Genomic DNA, 13884 nt, shown 5'->3' with positions numbered 1-13884 from the left:
CGGCGACTCCTACGATAATGCGATGGCAGAGAGTATCAACGGGTTGTACAAAACGGAGGTTATCCACCGCGGGAGCTGGAAAAACCGGACGGAAGTGGAGTTGGCCACGCTGGACTGGGTGGACTGGTACAACAACAGAAGGCTGCTCGGGCGGCTGGGTTACATCCCTCCTACTGAAGCCGAAATGAACTATTACGCTTTGCAATTAGCATCAGAGGAAGCGGCGTAGTATTGCCAAAATTACTCTCTAATAAACTCGGGGTTATTCACCGACGCTGAAGCTAGCCTCCGTTTTGCTGCCGTCGTTTAATAATCGTAGCGTTAAGTTGCCACTGAAAGCGGCATCGACCTGACGCACTCTAATCTTCTGATTGGCGGCGAGAATAATGCCTAAATGCTGGTGATCGTGGTTGATCCCTTTAGTCATTCCAGCAGCATCTAACCAAACAGGTCTTGTCAGCGTATAAATCGGTTTCAATTTGGTAATATTATTCATTTACTTCCCTCAATGGTTCATTGATATAGAAAACATTGAGAAATTAGCCTATTAGTGCTAATAAGAAAAAATAATTGCGCCCGGTGATATCTTGCAAAAAAATAAAATAGGTAATATCTGATTGATGTATGATTAGTATTTTCTTAATTCAATTAAGAAAAATAATCTTTGATTTAGGTAATGGAAAATTGCATTCACGCCACGGCAGTAGGTGCTTTTGTCCTTGAGTAGGGAATGTCAATTTCAGGCGTTGCGACGGTGACGTTTTGTGTTAGAAGTGGCAGAAGTTTTGGTTGAGCTCAGTGTTTTATGATCGTCATTCTTTTATTTTTTGGTTACTTTCAGGTTTAAAGCACTCAGTTTCCTGCAACGATATCCAGTCCCTTATTCTGCTCCGTCGTGGCTAAAATTTTTATCCTATGATGAAGGATGATAATACTGTTCATTTTTTCCGCTGGTCATCCCTTGGTCGTCCAATGGGTGAATGAAGCAATACCCAATGTTGTTGGGCGTTTTTCTTTAATACGCGCATGACTCAGAATCTGAGTCCTCACTGCAGCGATAAATGTGTTATTACCGAGCGGTTAACATTATCGGTGATCGCTGGAGAGTTTAATTTCATTGCCAAAGCCAAAGCCAAAGCCAAAGCCAAAGCCAAAGCCAAAGCCAAAGCCAAAGCCAAAGCCAAAGCCAAAGCCATAACCATAAGTTTACGGGTAATACAATATCGAGAGATTTAAAACTGTGCTATCCCTACGTCGACATTTGGGCCGCAAACCCCCAGTGAGTATTCCCCCAGCCGGATAGGTTGCTGTGGGTGATGAACCCAGTATAACCAGTCATTAAATAGCAAGATAATTAATTGCTCTTTGCCTATGACATAAAGATTCGTCGTATCGGCATCTTGACCAGCGAGAGGGGAAGGAGGTTACAGCGGCGTGCCGTCTGCGGTATAAAACATCCACCAGAATGCACGGGCGTATTCACGCCACGCCATCTGCGGTGGCTAACTGCAACTGGAATGCACGGGCGTATTCGCGCCACGCCGTCTGCGGTGGCTAACTGCAACTGGAATGCACGGGCGTATTCGCGCCACGCCGTCTGCGGTGGCTAACTGTTACCTGAATACACGGGCGTATTCGCGCCACGCCGTCTGCGGCGGCTAACTGCTACCTGAATACACGGGGTAGTAGCTGCCTGTCTTTGACAGCGGCGCAACAGGCCAAGTGGCAACGGGCGTTGATAAAGTCGGTGACAAGGCAAACGGAGAAGGGCAAAACGGAAAGTGGTGGGTCGTGCAGGATTCGAACCTGCGACCAATTGATTAAAAGTCAACTGCTCTACCAACTGAGCTAACGACCCACTTAAAAGACGTCAGAATGGTGAGTGATGACGGGATCGAACCGCCGACCCCCTCCTTGTAAGGGAGGTGCTCTCCCAGCTGAGCTAATCACCCACTTCTTAGAGCATATTACTTCTATTTCTCACGGCGGGACACGAACTGAATCGTGGTGGGTGATGACGGGATCGAACCGCCGACCCCCTCCTTGTAAGGGAGGTGCTCTCCCAGCTGAGCTAATCACCCCCGCTGTGTGGAGTCGCATTATAGGGAACCGCCGAAATGAGTCAACGATTTTTCCCGTGAATTTGCGTGTTCGTATTAAATTTAGCCATCCCGGGCGGTTTTGCCCCGGCTTTTGCAAAAAAACCTGCCGGATGTGGACAGGCGTTGAGGATTCGCCCCCAAGTGGTAGACTATTCCCCACTTTTTATTATGGGCCGGAAACGCCATTCCGGCTGTTAGCCCTGCGTAATGAAGGCAATGTAGCTAATGAAAATTAAAACCCGTTTTGCGCCCAGCCCCACCGGCTATTTACATGTCGGTGGCGCGCGCACCGCGCTCTATTCGTGGCTGTTTGCCCGCAATCTGGGCGGAGAGTTTGTGCTGCGCATAGAAGACACCGATCTTGAGCGCTCAACGCAGCCGGCGATTGACGCCATTATGGACGGTATGAACTGGCTCAACTTGGATTGGGACGAGGGTCCCTATTTCCAGACTAAACGATTCGATCGCTATAACGCGGTCATTGACGATATGCTGTCCAAGGGCACCGCCTATCACTGTTATTGCTCTAAAGAGCGGTTGGAAACGTTGCGCGAAGCGCAGATGGCCCGGGGCGAAAAACCGCGCTACGACGGCCGCTGCCGCGACAGCCATGAGCATCACGCCGACGATGAACCCTGCGTGGTGCGTTTTCGCAACCCGCAGGACGGCTCGGTGGTGTTTAATGACCTCATCCGTGGTGCTATCGAATTTAGCAATCATGAGCTGGATGATCTCATCATCCGCCGCACCGACGGGTCGCCCACCTACAATTTCTGCGTGGTGGTGGACGATTTTGATATGGCGATAACCCACGTTATCCGCGGGGAAGACCATATCAATAACACGCCGCGCCAAATCAACATTCTCAAGGCGCTGGGGGCGCCGGTGCCGGCCTATGCCCATGTCTCGATGATCCTGGGCGACGATGGCAAAAAACTCTCCAAACGCCACGGCGCGGTAGGGGTCATGCAATACCGCGATGACGGTTTTTTGCCGGAAGCGCTGCTGAATTATTTGGTGCGTCTGGGATGGTCCCACGGCGATCAGGAGATTTTCAGCGTCGACGAAATGAAACAGCTGTTCAGCCTTGAGGCGGTGAGCAAGTCCGCCAGCGCCTTCAACACTGAAAAACTGCAATGGCTGAATCACCATTACATTAATCACCTGCCGGCCGACTATGTTGCCACCCATCTCGTCTGGCATATCGAGCAGCAGGGAATTGATACCCGCACCGGCCCGCAGCTGGCGGCGCTGGTGAAGCTGCTGGGCGAGCGCTGCAAGACGCTGAAAGAGATGGCGGCCAGCTGCCGCTACTTCTACGAAGATTTCAGCGAATTCGATGCCGACGCGGCCAAGAAGCATTTGCGCCCGGTGGCGGCTCCGGCGTTGGAGGCGGTAAGTGCCAATCTGGCGGCGCTCAGTGAATGGACGCCGGCCACGGTGCATGCGGCTATTGAGCAAACGGCCGAGGCGCTACAGGTGGGCATGGGTAAGGTCGGTATGCCGCTGCGCGTTGCGGTTACCGGCGCCGGCCAGTCTCCCGCCCTTGACGTCACCGTGCATGCCATAGGCCAGTCGCGCTGTCTGGCGCGCATCGACAAGGCATTGGAGTTTATCGCCCGTCGGGCGCAGGAAAGCGCCGGTCAGCCCTGATTTGCCGGCTTTTTCGGCGTTTAACCCGTTTGGTGAATTTAGCCGTTGACAGAGTTTGTTGGAATTCATATCATGCGCCCCGTCCACCAGAGACGACATCCGTGGTACGGGGCTATAGCTCAGCTGGGAGAGCGCTTGCATGGCATGCAAGAGGTCAGCGGTTCGATCCCGCTTAGCTCCACCAATAAAAAAAACCGGCCCTGGCCGGTTTTTTTACGTCTGGACATTGTGCTGTCAACGGCGTAAACGGGCTGACTGCCTGACTGCCTGACTGCCTGACTGCCTGATTAACCTGGCTGGGCCGTCCCCGGCCGTCAGGCCGGGGAGAAGGAGGGCGCTGCGTCAGATAACCAGGCCGGCGATGGCGGCGGACAACACGCTGACCAGCGTCGAGCCATAAACCAGTTTCAGGCCGTAGCGGGAGACAACGTTGCCCTGATGCTCGTTCAGGCCTTTAATGGCGCCTGCGACAATGCCGATGGAAGAAAAGTTGGCAAACGACACCAAAAATACCGACAGAATGCCCACCGAGCGCGGTGATAATTCCCCGGCGACTTTTTGCAAATCGATCATGGCGACGAATTCATTCGACACCAATTTGGTGGCCATGATGCTGCCCACCTGTAGCGCTTCGTGCGCCGGCACACCCATCACCCAGGCGAAGGGGAAGAAAATATAGCCGAGGATGCCCTGGAAGCTGATACCAAATAGCAGGCTAAACAGCGCGTTCACGGCGGCAATCAGCGCAATGAAGCCGATAAGCATCGCCGCGACGATAATCGCCACTTTAAAACCGGCGAGAATATATTCACCCAGCATCTCAAAAAAACTTTGCCCTTCGTGCAGATGACTCATCTGCAGGTCTTCTTCTTTCTCGACCCGATAAGGGTTAAGCAAAGACAGAACAATAAAGGTACTGAACATATTCAACACCAGCGCCGCCACGACATATTTTGGCGCCAGCATGGTCATATAAGCGCCGACAATGGACATGGATACTGTCGACATCGCCGTGGCGGCCATCGTGTACATGCGGCGCTCGGACATTTTGCCAAGGATATCCTTATAGGCGATAAAGTTTTCCGACTGACCGAGGATCAGTGAACTGACGGCGTTGAACGATTCCAGTTTGCCCATGCCGTTAACCTTGGACAGCACGGTACCTATGATGCGAATAACGAAGGGCAGCACGCGGATATGCTGCAGAATGCCGATTAGCGCTGAGATGAACACAATCGGGCACAACACGTTCAGGAAAAAGAACGCCAGCCCTTGCTTATTCATATTGCCGAACACGAAACCGGTGCCTTCAGCGGCAAAACCCAGCAATTTATCGAACAGGGCAGAGAAACCCTGCACGAAACCCAGGCCTATCTGGGAATTGAGGAAGAAATAGGCGAGCAGGATTTCGATGGCTAACAGCTGAATAATGAAACGGACGCGAACGCTTTTACGATCGCGGCTCACCAACATTGCCAGGATTGCCACTACGGCAAGCGCCAGGACAAAGTGTAAAATGCGGGACATAGGTGCTCCAAAAATGAGGCAGGCAGAATTCGCCGCTCATTCTATGTAACGGGGCAGCTAAAAACGAGTTCTAAGTTGCAAATATAGCAAAATCCTCTCTCTCTCCTGCGAGAACCTACCCCAGAGCGGCTAATTTTTGCTTAGAAATTAAAAATGCGGGTCGAAAGGTTAAGTTCTATGCTAGGCTAAAACTTAGCCTGTGCTATATTTTTGGCCGTTAAGGTGCTACGGCGCCGAGTCTGGGCCGTCCCACCGCGCGCACAGATTGTGTATGACTGGCTGCTATCGCAGAGAAATCAAAATCGCCTTTAATGCACTTGATAATCATTAGTATTTGCATACTATCCTAAAACATGTGAGTTGATAAGGGTTATTGCTATGGTGGACAGCCGTGCCGCGGATAACGCCAATCGTGCAGCGAGAAAAGTGAAGCTTTCCTTACTCGGACCCGCTTTCATCGCCGCGATTGGCTATATCGATCCCGGTAACTTTGCCACCAATATTCAAGCCGGCGCCAGTTTCGGCTACCGGCTGCTGTGGGTGGTGGTATGGGCCAATATTATGGCCATGTTGATTCAGCTGTTGTCCGCCAAATTGGGTATCGCCACCGGCAAGAATTTAGCTGAGCACATTCGCGATCGTTTTCCCCGTCCCGCAGTGTGGGCCTATTGGGTGCAGGCCGAAATTATCGCGATGGCGACCGACCTGGCGGAATTTATCGGCGCCGCCATCGGCTTTAAAATGTTGCTAGGTGTGTCGCTACTGCAGGGCGCGATAATTACCGGTGTCGTTACCTTTTTGATTTTAATGTTGCAAAACCGTGGACAAAAACCGCTGGAAGTGGTTATCGGTGGCCTGCTGTTATTTGTTGCCGCCGCCTATATCGCCGAGTTGTTTTATTCTCGTCCGGTGATAAGCGAATTGGGCGCCGGTTTGCTGTGGCCGACGCTACCCAACGGCGAAGCGGTATTCCTGGCCGCCGGCGTGCTGGGCGCCACCATCATGCCGCACGTCATTTATCTGCACTCTTCGCTGACCCAGAATGGGCGGGGAGGGAGCCGCGCCGAGCGTTATTCCTCCACCAAATTGGATGTCGCGATCGCCATGACCATCGCCGGCTTCGTCAATTTGGCGATGATGGCGACGGCCGCGGCGGCGTTCCATTTTAGCGGTCATACCGGTATTGCCGATTTGGATGAAGCCTACCTGACGCTGTTGCCGTTGCTCGGCCATACCGCTGCCACGGTGTTCGGCTTAAGTCTGGTTGCTGCGGGACTGTCCTCCACGGTGGTGGGCACCATGGCCGGGCAGGTGGTGATGCAAGGGTTTGTGCATTTCCATATTCCGCTACTGCTGCGGCGGGTGATAACCATGCTGCCGTCATTCGTGGTGATTATGCTAGGGCTGGATCCCACGCGTATCTTGGTTATGAGTCAAGTGTTGCTCAGCTTCGGCATCGCGCTGGCGCTGGTGCCGCTATTGGTGTTCACCGGTAATCGCCAATTAATGAACGAATTGGTCAACACGCCCGTGATTAAGACGCTGGGCTGGCTGATTGTGGCGGTGGTCGTCACGCTGAATATTTACTTACTGATCGGCACCGCCATGGGGTATTAGGATCAGGCCAGAATGGCGTCGATCTCGGCCAGCTCCCGCTCGCTGAATTGCCGGTTGGCCAGCATAGCGACCGCATCGTCAATCTGCGCCGTTTTGCTGGCGCCGATGAGCACTGACGTCACGCGATCGCCGCGCAATACCCACGCCAACGCCATTTGCGCCAGTTTTTGCCCGCGCGCGACGGCAATCGCGTTCAGACGACGGACTTTCGCCATTTTTTCCTCGGTCAATTGCGCCCCTGAGAGAAATTGACTCTGGCTGGCGGCGCGCGAGTCTTCTGGGATCCCGTGAAGATAGCGATCGGTCAGAACCCCGCCCGCCAGCGGCGAAAAGGCTATCGCGCCGACGCCGTGGTTGTCCAGACTGGATAATAGCTGCGGCTCTACCCATCGTTCAAACAGGGAATATTTCGGCTGATGGATAAGGCAGGGGGTACCCAATTCGCGCAACAGTTGAAACGCCTGTTCCGCCAGCGGCGCAGGATAATTCGACAGTCCGATATAAAGCGCCTTGCCTTGGCGCACCAGAAGATCGAGCGCTGCCATGGTTTCTTCCAGCGGCGTGTCCGGATCAGGCCGGTGATGATAGAAAATATCCACATAGTCCAGACCCATTCGTTTCAAGCTCTGATTCAGGCTGGCCACCAGGTATTTTTTGGATCCCCAATCGCCATAGGGCCCCTGCCACATGGTATAGCCCGCCTTGGTGGAGATAATTAACTCGTCTCGATAAGGCGTGAAGTCTTCGCGCAGCAGCCGGCCAAAATTTTCCTCCGCCGATCCCGGGGGTGGACCATAATTATTGGCAAGATCGAAATGGGTAATGCCCAAATCGAAGGCATGACGCAGCATGTGACGGCTGGTGTCCAGCAATGTCGTATCGCCAAAATTGTGCCAAAGCCCCAGCGAGACCGCCGGGAGTTTCAGCCCGCTGTTGCCGCAGCGGCGATATTCCATTGTTTCGTAACGGGACGGGCTGGCCTGATATACCATAGAGGTTCCTTACTGTTCGCCAAAAATGAGATGAAAAGGCGTCAGAATGACGTGCGCTAATGGTGCGCCAGCAGGTATCTTTATCGAGCGCCGTGAATAACACAAGGTTTATCCACGCGGGTTTGATGTTAATACTCTGTTAATTTTACCGCGGTGGCGCCCGCCTGAGGAAAGCGAATGAAAACATTGGGATTGCTTGGCGGCATGAGTTGGGAATCCACCGTGCCGTATTACCGGTTAATCAATCAGGGCGTCAGCGCCCGCTTGGGCGGCTTGCATTCCGCTTCCTTGCTGCTGGCGAGCGTGGATTTCGCCGATATCGCCCGTATGCAGTCCGCGGGGGCCTGGCAGGAGGCGGCGGACGTGCGCAGGCGCTTGAGCAGGCCGGCGCGCAGGGCATTATCCTGTGTACCAATACCATGCATAAAGTGGCCGACCAAATTGCACAGCGCTGTCCGCTGCCGTTGCTGCATATCGCAGATGCCACCGCCGAGTGCCTCCACCGCGCGGGCGTACGGCGGGTCGGTCTGCTGGGCACCCGCTTTACGATGGAAGAGGCCTTTTATCGTGACCGTTTATCGGCGCCGCACGGGCTGGAGGTGGTCGTTCCGGACTCCGCCGAGCGCCAACGGGTACACGATATCATTTTCAACGAACTGTGCCTGGGGATATTACGTGACGATTCCCGACGGGCGTTCAACCAGATTATCGCCGGACTGCAGTTTGAGGGCGTTGACGCTATTGTGCTGGGGTGTACGGAGATTGGCCTGTTGCTCAGCCAGGACCAGGTGTCGGTTCCGCTCTTTGACACCACAGAGATCCATGCGACGGCGGCGGTGGATTTCGCGCTGGGTTAGCGGGGCGGCAGGCGGTTAGAAGGGTATTGCCGGCATTCCTAAATACTTATCTGGCTTATAGTAATTAATGCTGTAGATGTTATCATTCTATTATTGAGAATTATTTAAGCTTGTTATCCGGCTAATGCCTGCCGGCAAGCGGATGAGTCAGTGGAGCATGAAACGAATGACAAATTATGTCCTGGTCGGTGATGTTGGCGGGACCAACGCCCGGCTGGCGCTGTGCGATGTGGATACGGGGGAGATCTCCCACATTCATACCTATTCCGGCGATGATTACGACACGTTGGAACGGGTGATCCGTCATTATTTGACCGGTCAAAAAGTCGCGGTGAAAGAGGCCTGTATCGCTATCGCCTGCCCGATCACCGACGACTGGGTTGAAATGACCAACCATTCCTGGGCGTTCTCTATTCAGGCGATGAAGGCCAGCCTGGCGTTGAATCAGCTCGAAGTCATCAACGATTTTACCGCGGTGTCGATGGCTATCCCGATGTTGGGGGAGGAGGATGTCATCCAGTTCGGCGGCGGTAAAGCGATTGCCGGTAAGCCGGTTGCCATTTACGGCGCGGGGACGGGGCTAGGGGTCAGCCATTTAATTCAGGTGGACAATCGCTGGATTAGCCTGCCGGGCGAGGGCGGCCACGTGGACTTTGCCCCCAATAGCGAAGAAGAAGACAATATTTTGTCGGTGCTGCGTGCGGAGTTGGGACACGTTTCCGCCGAGCGGGTTCTTTCCGGCCCGGGGCTGGTCAATTTGTACCGCGCTATCGTCAAAGCGGACGGCCGGTTGCCAGAAAATCTGCAGCCGAAGCAGGTGACCGAACAGGCATTGGCCGACAGCTGTATCGACAGCTGTATCGACAGCCGCCGCGCGCTGTCGTTGTTTTGCGTCCTGATGGGCCGTTTCGGCGGCGTGTATATTGCCGGCGGCATTGTGCCGCGCTTTTTGGATTTCTTCCGCGCCTCGGGTTTCCGCGCGGCGTTTGAAGATAAAGGGCGGTTCAAAGACTATTTACTGGAGATTCCGGTGTATTTGATTCGCTATGAGCAGCCCGGACTGCTTGGCGCCGGCGCTCATATCCGCCAGCTGATGGGCCATACGCTTTAACAGCATGCCGCCTTTGACGCGCTGCGGACAATGATGCCGTGCCGCGTCGGGGCCGGCAATCGCGAGTATCCCGTATCTGTGGCAGGCGCCCCTAGTGCCACTTCCTTTATTCCCACGTCTTTAGAGTCCCATCATCAGGCGAAAGGCTTTCACCTTACTGCGGCTGACAGGCACCTCAAAGTCTACATCGTTGAGGCGCAACAGGTAGGTGTTATTGAACCAGGGCACAATCTCGCGGATCTTTTCCCTGTTGACGACATAAGAACGGTGGCAGCGGAAAAAGACCTCTTCCGGCAAACGGGCGCAAAATTCGGTTATCGCCATCGGCATGGTATACACCTCACGGCGCGTATAAACCTGCGTCACCTTTTCCTGTGCAACGGCATAATAAAGATTATTAATGTCGGTGACGATAATGCGTTCATCTTTCATCAAATTGACGGTGTGACTGGCGCGGGGACCTTGATTATTCAACGCCGCCGCCGTCAGGCGCCCGTTGGCCTCAAGCTTATGCAGCATGGTGACAATACGTTGTTCGTGGTAGGGCTTGAGAATATAGTCGAACGCCTCCAGCTCAAATGCCGCCACCGCATGTTCCTTGTAGGCGGTAATGAAAATGATCGCCGGTCGGCGCACAAACTTGCTGATGCTCTGGGCCAATAAAACACCGTCCAACGACGGAATATTGATATCCAGGAACACCACATCCACTTCATGATTTTGCAAATAACGCAGCACATCCAGCCCATCGTCAAATGTGGCGACAATGTCCAGGCGGCTGTGTTTTTCCACCAAATAGCGCAACTCTTCCAGAGCCAGAAACTCGTCTTCAACAATAATGGCTTTCATTCTGTCTCGCTTATCAACCGCGGTAAGGTTGCTTACCTAGGCGGCCTGTTTGCGGCCATCGGCGGTCAAATAAAACCAAATTTCCGTGCCGGGCTCCCGGCGACGAATGTGTAAACCTTCTCCGTACAACAGCGTTACCCGGTGGTGCACATTTAATAACCCGATACGCCGCGAGGGCTGTTCGTTGCGCCGCACCTGCTCAATCACCGCCTCGCTGATGCCGCTGCCGGTGTCGGTCACGGAAACTCGAATACGCTCGCCCTCGGCTTTAATGGCGATAACCACAACACCGTTACCGCGGCAGGGCTGAATACCGTGGACGATGGCGTTTTCCACCAACGGCTGAATGAGCAGACTGGGGAGCGTGAACGACAATTCCTCGTCAATATCGTAGATGACGGTGAGTTTACTGCCAAAGCGCGCCTGCTCGATGGCGATATAATCCTGAATTTGATACAGCTCTTTTTTGATGTCGATATGTTCGTCGTTCAATTCCAGGTTATAGCGTAAATAGCGGGACAAATTAATGATCAACTGACGCGCCGTATCTGGCTTGACGCGGATCGAAGACGAAATGGCGTTCAGGGCATTAAACAGGAAATGGGGATTAATTTTGCTTTGCAGCGCGCGCAGCTCGGCGCGGTCGGCCATTTCCCGCAGTTGCTCGATGCGCGACACTTCGATTTGGGTCGAGATGATTTGTGATAGCCCAACCGCCATCACCTTCAGCGAGTTGGTAATTTGGTGAGCGTGGCAATAATAAATTTTCAGCGAGCCGGTAACAACGCCTTTCTCCCATAGTGGGATGATAATCAGCGAGTGTATTTGCGGCGTGCGGTCCGCTTCATCATTGTTTTTTATGGTGATGTTTCCGCTGGCAATCGTTTCGCGGGTCGTCGCGCTGATGATTTCATGGCCGATGTTGTAGCGTTCGGCGCCCACGCCGACATAGGCCAGGATATGGTGCTGATTAGTGATGGCGACCGCATCCGCCTTGATATCGGTACGTATGATATCGCAAACGGTGGTCAAGGATTCGCTATTGATATGACGAAAGTAGGGTAGGGTTTTGTTGGCGATGTCCAGCGCCAGTTTCGCCTGACGCGCGGCAATCACTTCTTTTTCATTTTCGACGCCCTGTACCAGCAACACAATCAGACCGATGCTAACGGCACCCAAAATCATCGGCAAGGCTATCTTGGCGACAATATCCAGTCCCAGCGCCGTAGGTTCGGCCCAGACCACCACCAGCAGCATGGTAAGGGATTCGCACAGCATGCCGCCCAGGATCCCTGTGCTCCAGCGGCGTTCTTTCTTGACCCGCAAATGAATATATCCAGAAACCACGCCCGCCACCACGCTACTAATCAGGCAGGGGACCGACGTCGGGCCGTGGATATCGATGACGAAGCGATGCAAGCCGGCGACCGCGCCGGTAATGATACCGACCCAGGGGCCAAAAAGAATGCCGCCGGACATGACCGCAATAATGCGAACGTTAATCAGCGATCCTTCCACATGGATCCCAGAATAATTACTGAAGATCGCAAACAGACAGAAAATGGCGGTGACCGCCATCTGTTCCTGGCGACTATGCTCTTCAGTTTGCAGCAACTGACGGAAACGGCGGGTGCGGGTTAATAAGAACAGGCAGATGAGCATTAACGCGGCGCGTTCATACACCGCCAGCAGCATTTCAAAAATTTCATTCACAACGGTTATCCGGCCAATGGCAGACCCTTACTATAGGCAAAATGTGATCTCTGTTCCATAACTGAGGTCAAAGTCACGGTTATAAGGCATAGGTATCTACACATCAGGGAGGAGGCTTAAGAGCAACTCTCGCTAAATGAGTAAGTTCTTCCAGACTATATTCCGATAATAATTTTAGTGTATTCAACAAGATGGATAGGCCAGCGAGCAGAGCAGGAGCGCTCTCTCTGCGGCCTCGCTTTTGCTGTCGTCCTGACAAGCGACATATCAGCTGGCGGGCTGCCGCATTTTCTTCTCCTTCAGCGCGTTGCAGCCGCCATACCAGAACAGCAGCCATACTGGCTATTAACAACCTGCGTAGTACGGCTGGCGCGCTGCGCTGAAGCCATGTTTCTACGTCATGTCCGGCACCTTTCAGCAACTTAAAAAATGATTCAATATTCCAGCGCCAGTAATACCAACGAGCTACTTCCTCGCAGGTGATCTCGCTGCAAACGTTTGTAAGCAGCGTCCAGCGTCCCACCACATTACCGAGATCATCCGTAAGCCGAACAACAACCAATCTGACCGTCAGAGGCTCTCCAGGTTGGATTTTTATGCGGCGGCCGGTTTCTTTATCTTTACGCTTCTGCTGCGCAGCTCGGGTTATGACTATCGAGGTTTCACTGATTTCCATATCAGCTTTTTTCCCTTTCCAGTCTACCTGTCCGCATCCGTTGTATGGCAGAAGAGCAGCAATCTCACCAATTTTCAATGAATTACCTTGCCACTCTGCACCATGTCCTTCTTTTCCTCGGATAAGCCAGCATATTCCTTGAGTACTCAACGTCCGCATATGTCCAATAGAGTCACCCTCTCTATCAATTATATGAATCAGCTTTTTACCTATATTAAGCGATTCCACACGGGCAATATCGGTCGTCAAGGCGTCCATATGTGTCTGCCGTTCGGACAGTCCTTCCGCCAACGTTGAATGACAACCGGTTGCATCGGTAAGTGTCTGAGATAGAGGCGCTATTGGCAAACCCGTGCCAGCATCAACCAGCAAGCTGCTTTGAAGTTCATATCCAACATCGCCACCGTGCGTCATTTTTAAGCGTCCGTATTTGGCATGATGGTAAAGAAATTGTAAACGTGACCAATCATGAACAACGAGAGCGTATGGATGCGGGCTAAGCGAAATTTGCTCAAGTGCTAGCGAAATAATTGGCTCATTGAGTTGACTGAAGCTAATTCGCTTATTATTCAGAAAACGCCAGACAGCTTGGGTAGTTGCGAAAGTTGATTTTTGAGCACTTGCGAGGTCTTTAACCGCAGAAGCAAGAAGAGCCGCGGGCGTCATATGCTGTTTAACCAGCGTCTGATATCGGCGGGTAAGGCGAGAGTCAATCCCGCCAACAGATAGGTTGAAATCATTCTGCAAAGTAATAACAGGTATCACGATAAATGTGTAGATACCTATG

At 53.0% G+C, this 13884-nt stretch carries 11 protein-coding genes, 4 tRNA genes and 1 pseudogene; 6 read left to right on the top strand and 10 right to left on the bottom strand.

Going from position 1 to position 13884, the window contains the following annotated elements; all coding sequences use genetic code 11:
- Positions 1-229 (top strand): integrase core domain-containing protein (locus CINSTRO3249_RS06325; protein WP_143146879.1); only part of this gene is annotated, 229 nt, incomplete at its 5' end.
- A gap of 33 nt (positions 230-262) precedes the next feature.
- On the opposite strand, the gene CINSTRO3249_RS06320 is transcribed toward CINSTRO3249_RS06325, so the two are convergent.
- The 5 genes from CINSTRO3249_RS06320 to CINSTRO3249_RS06305 all read right to left on the bottom strand — a co-directional run bounded on the left by CINSTRO3249_RS06320 (position 263) and on the right by CINSTRO3249_RS06305 (position 2081).
- Positions 263-496, bottom strand: coding sequence for a hypothetical protein (locus tag CINSTRO3249_RS06320; RefSeq protein WP_254304305.1), 234 nt, complete (start codon positions 494-496; stop codon positions 263-265).
- A gap of 550 nt (positions 497-1046) precedes the next feature.
- Entirely contained in the window at positions 1047-1196 is a 150-nt protein-coding gene (locus CINSTRO3249_RS17150) for a hypothetical protein (RefSeq protein WP_174249741.1), read from the bottom strand.
- Between the two features lie 586 nt (positions 1197-1782).
- Positions 1783-1858: transfer RNA gene (locus tag CINSTRO3249_RS06315), tRNA-Lys, on the bottom strand.
- Positions 1859-1876: 18 nt separating this feature from the next.
- Positions 1877-1952, bottom strand: a tRNA-Val gene (locus CINSTRO3249_RS06310).
- Positions 1953-2005: 53 nt separating this feature from the next.
- A tRNA-Val gene (locus tag CINSTRO3249_RS06305) sits at positions 2006-2081 on the bottom strand.
- 246 nt (positions 2082-2327) lie between these two features.
- Between CINSTRO3249_RS06305 and gltX the strand changes: the two genes are divergently transcribed.
- On the top strand, positions 2328-3755 hold the full coding sequence (gene gltX, locus CINSTRO3249_RS06300; RefSeq protein ID WP_074012633.1) for a glutamate--tRNA ligase: 1428 nt from the start codon (positions 2328-2330) through the stop codon (positions 3753-3755).
- A 108-nt stretch (positions 3756-3863) separates the two neighbouring features.
- Positions 3864-3939, top strand: a tRNA-Ala gene (locus tag CINSTRO3249_RS06295).
- 158 nt (positions 3940-4097) lie between these two features.
- On the opposite strand, the gene CINSTRO3249_RS06290 is transcribed toward CINSTRO3249_RS06295, so the two are convergent.
- Positions 4098-5282, bottom strand: a complete 1185-nt coding sequence (locus CINSTRO3249_RS06290; RefSeq protein ID WP_074012632.1) for a NupC/NupG family nucleoside CNT transporter — start codon at positions 5280-5282, stop codon at positions 4098-4100.
- 378 nt (positions 5283-5660) lie between these two features.
- Here CINSTRO3249_RS06290 and CINSTRO3249_RS06285 point away from each other — a divergent pair, with 378 nt between their 5' ends.
- On the top strand, positions 5661-6899 hold the full coding sequence (locus CINSTRO3249_RS06285) for an Nramp family divalent metal transporter (RefSeq protein ID WP_074012631.1): 1239 nt from the start codon (positions 5661-5663) through the stop codon (positions 6897-6899).
- Between the two features lie 2 nt (positions 6900-6901).
- Here CINSTRO3249_RS06285 and mgrA read toward each other — a convergent pair whose 3' ends face one another.
- Positions 6902-7891: an L-glyceraldehyde 3-phosphate reductase gene (gene mgrA / locus CINSTRO3249_RS06280; protein ID WP_074012630.1), complete on the bottom strand. Its 990-nt coding sequence runs from the start codon at positions 7889-7891 to the stop codon at positions 6902-6904.
- Positions 7892-8068: 177 nt separating this feature from the next.
- Between mgrA and CINSTRO3249_RS06275 the strand changes: the two are divergent.
- Positions 8069-8748, top strand: a pseudogene (locus CINSTRO3249_RS06275) (aspartate/glutamate racemase family protein).
- Positions 8749-8914: 166 nt separating this feature from the next.
- A complete protein-coding gene (glk, locus tag CINSTRO3249_RS06270) occupies positions 8915-9859 on the top strand; it encodes a glucokinase (protein ID WP_074012629.1) in 945 nt (314 codons plus the stop codon).
- Between the two features lie 120 nt (positions 9860-9979).
- Here glk and CINSTRO3249_RS06265 read toward each other — a convergent pair whose 3' ends face one another.
- From CINSTRO3249_RS06265 to CINSTRO3249_RS06255, 3 genes are all read right to left on the bottom strand, one after another.
- Positions 9980-10708, bottom strand: coding sequence for a LytR/AlgR family response regulator transcription factor (locus tag CINSTRO3249_RS06265; RefSeq protein WP_074012628.1), 729 nt, complete (start codon positions 10706-10708; stop codon positions 9980-9982).
- 36 nt (positions 10709-10744) lie between these two features.
- Positions 10745-12421: a sensor histidine kinase gene (locus tag CINSTRO3249_RS06260; RefSeq protein WP_074012627.1), complete on the bottom strand. Its 1677-nt coding sequence runs from the start codon at positions 12419-12421 to the stop codon at positions 10745-10747.
- 103 nt (positions 12422-12524) lie between these two features.
- Positions 12525-13884, bottom strand: a 1360-nt coding sequence (locus CINSTRO3249_RS06255; RefSeq protein ID WP_254304262.1) for a flagellar biosynthesis protein FlhF, incomplete at its 5' end; no start/stop codon positions are given.

This window comes from Candidatus Sodalis sp. SoCistrobi (assembly GCF_900143145.1).
Lineage (GTDB): Bacteria > Pseudomonadota > Gammaproteobacteria > Enterobacterales > Enterobacteriaceae > SoCistrobi.
The sequence above is the reverse complement of the archived record's forward strand: the minus strand, read 5'-3'. Positions and strand labels throughout refer to the sequence as shown.

Bases quoted from the DNA above. Each gene is read 5' to 3' on its own strand.
- CINSTRO3249_RS06285 (WP_074012631.1), top strand. From the start codon at position 5,661: ATGGTGGACAGCCGTGCCGCGGATAACGCCAATCGTGCAGCGAGAAAA.
- CINSTRO3249_RS06290 (WP_074012632.1), bottom strand. From the start codon at position 5,282: ATGTCCCGCATTTTACACTTTGTCCTGGCGCTTGCCGTAGTGGCAATC.
- mgrA (WP_074012630.1), bottom strand. From the start codon at position 7,891: ATGGTATATCAGGCCAGCCCGTCCCGTTACGAAACAATGGAATATCGC.
- CINSTRO3249_RS17150 (WP_174249741.1), bottom strand. From the start codon at position 1,196: ATGGCTTTGGCTTTGGCTTTGGCTTTGGCTTTGGCTTTGGCTTTGGCT.
- CINSTRO3249_RS06320 (WP_254304305.1), bottom strand. From the start codon at position 496: ATGAATAATATTACCAAATTGAAACCGATTTATACGCTGACAAGACCT.
- gltX (WP_074012633.1), top strand. From the start codon at position 2,328: ATGAAAATTAAAACCCGTTTTGCGCCCAGCCCCACCGGCTATTTACAT.
- glk (WP_074012629.1), top strand. From the start codon at position 8,915: ATGACAAATTATGTCCTGGTCGGTGATGTTGGCGGGACCAACGCCCGG.
- CINSTRO3249_RS06265 (WP_074012628.1), bottom strand. From the start codon at position 10,708: ATGAAAGCCATTATTGTTGAAGACGAGTTTCTGGCTCTGGAAGAGTTG.